Origin of the sequence: Clostridium sp. SHJSY1, from assembly GCF_031626875.1 — a bacterium.
Classification (GTDB): Bacteria; Bacillota; Clostridia; order Clostridiales; family Clostridiaceae; genus Clostridium.
Genome location: NZ_JANDMF010000119.1, coordinates 1 through 1,558, shown reverse-complemented (window position 1 = coordinate 1,558; position 1,558 = coordinate 1). Strand labels below are relative to the sequence as shown.

Below are 1,558 nucleotides of genomic sequence, written 5' to 3'. Positions count from 1 at the left end.
TTATATGTTTTTATAAAGTAAAGACAAAAGAGATATTTTCAGGAATGAAAATATCTCTTTTGTCAACGGTCTGAGTTATCTTGTAAAAACAAGATAACTTTTTTTATTATATCTATTTCATTATTCTAAATTCAAAACCTTTTTCTTTAAAAGTATTAATTATTCCTTGAACAGATTTAGCACTTTCTTCTTTTCCATAAGTATCATGCATTAACAATACTACACTATCTGCATTCGGTCCTAGACTATCCAAATTTTTTCTTGTAGTCTGAATCAATTCTTCTGCATTTTTAGATTTTCCTTGAGCATCTTCTGATAAAGTATTCCAATCCATGATTGCGTAACCTTTTTCAACAATAACAGGTTTTACATTCGTTCTTCCTTCCCAAGACCAATATCCCCCTGGAAATCTTATTACTCTAGTTGAAAAATCTTTACCTAACACACCTTTTAACTCTTTGTCACATTTCTCTACATCTGACATAAAATTACTAACACTTATAACTCTATTTGGATACAAATAGTTGTAATCATGTCCATAGGTATGATTTCCTATAGCATGTCCTTCTTTTACTGTCCTTTTTAGTATTTTTCTTGATTCTTCTGAAGTATTTATCTGTTTTCCCATGATAAAAAATGTAGCTTTTACTCCATTAGCTTTTAGTGTATCCAATACTTTAGGCGTATTGGTTGTAGATGGCCCATCATCAAAAGTTAGATATACAACCTTCTTCCCATCTTTACGTACTGGATATGATATTTCATTTTTTAATAATTTTTCTGTAGTATGAAATAATTCAATTACATCATCTGCATTTGAATCTTTACTCAACGGAAGATACTTGCTATCACTTACTTCTTTTTTAGATTTTTCTTCTGTTGAAGTATTTTCTGTTTTTGAGTTGCTTTCAGTTTCAACATTTCCTTCTATCCCAGGTCCATCTATTTTAGTAGAATCTGATGTTGTGCTCTCAGCTAACTTTTCTGCTTTTGTATAAACTTTTTCTTTATCATTGTTACCACTTAATGTAACAGTAGTTATGATTCCACATCCAATAATAACTAGAAGAGTTACACTACCTATTAAAATTCCTTTTTGAGTTATTTTAGAATTAATTTTCCTACTCTCGATTCTTCTTATGTATTTTATTACTTTTTTCATCTTTTTTCTCCACATGTTTAACTTCTTTTAATCTTTAATTACTTTTTCACTAATAATTATACATCTTTTCATTTATGTACTCCATACATAAATGAAAAATATATATTACCATTTTATAAATACTTTTGTAAACAAAAAAAAGTAATAGATATACTATTACTAAGTAAAAATGGCTCCGCGGAGAGGGCTCGAACCTCCAACCTATCGGTTAACAGCCGAGTGCTCCACCATTGAGCTACCGCGGAATACTTATTCAGAGTTTTTTTCTGTTCTCTGAAAATTGCACACAGTTCCTTGTTGTATTCTTGTACTTTTATATTTATTGGTCAAGCCCTCGACCTATTAGTATCAGTCAGCTAAATATGTTACCATACTTACACCTCTGACCTATCAACC

At 30.0% G+C, this 1,558-nt stretch carries 1 protein-coding gene, 1 tRNA gene and 1 rRNA gene; all 3 read right to left on the bottom strand.

Annotated features, from left to right (window positions below):
- Positions 1-112: 112 nt before the first annotated feature.
- Complete coding sequence (locus NNC19_RS23405) at positions 113-1,162, bottom strand: polysaccharide deacetylase family protein (RefSeq protein ID WP_310941096.1); 1,050 nt, start codon at positions 1,160-1,162, stop codon at positions 113-115.
- A gap of 170 nt (positions 1,163-1,332) precedes the next feature.
- A tRNA-Asn gene (locus NNC19_RS23400) sits at positions 1,333-1,407 on the bottom strand.
- 77 nt (positions 1,408-1,484) lie between these two features.
- Positions 1,485-1,558, bottom strand: a 23S ribosomal RNA gene (locus tag NNC19_RS23395); the annotation flags it as partial.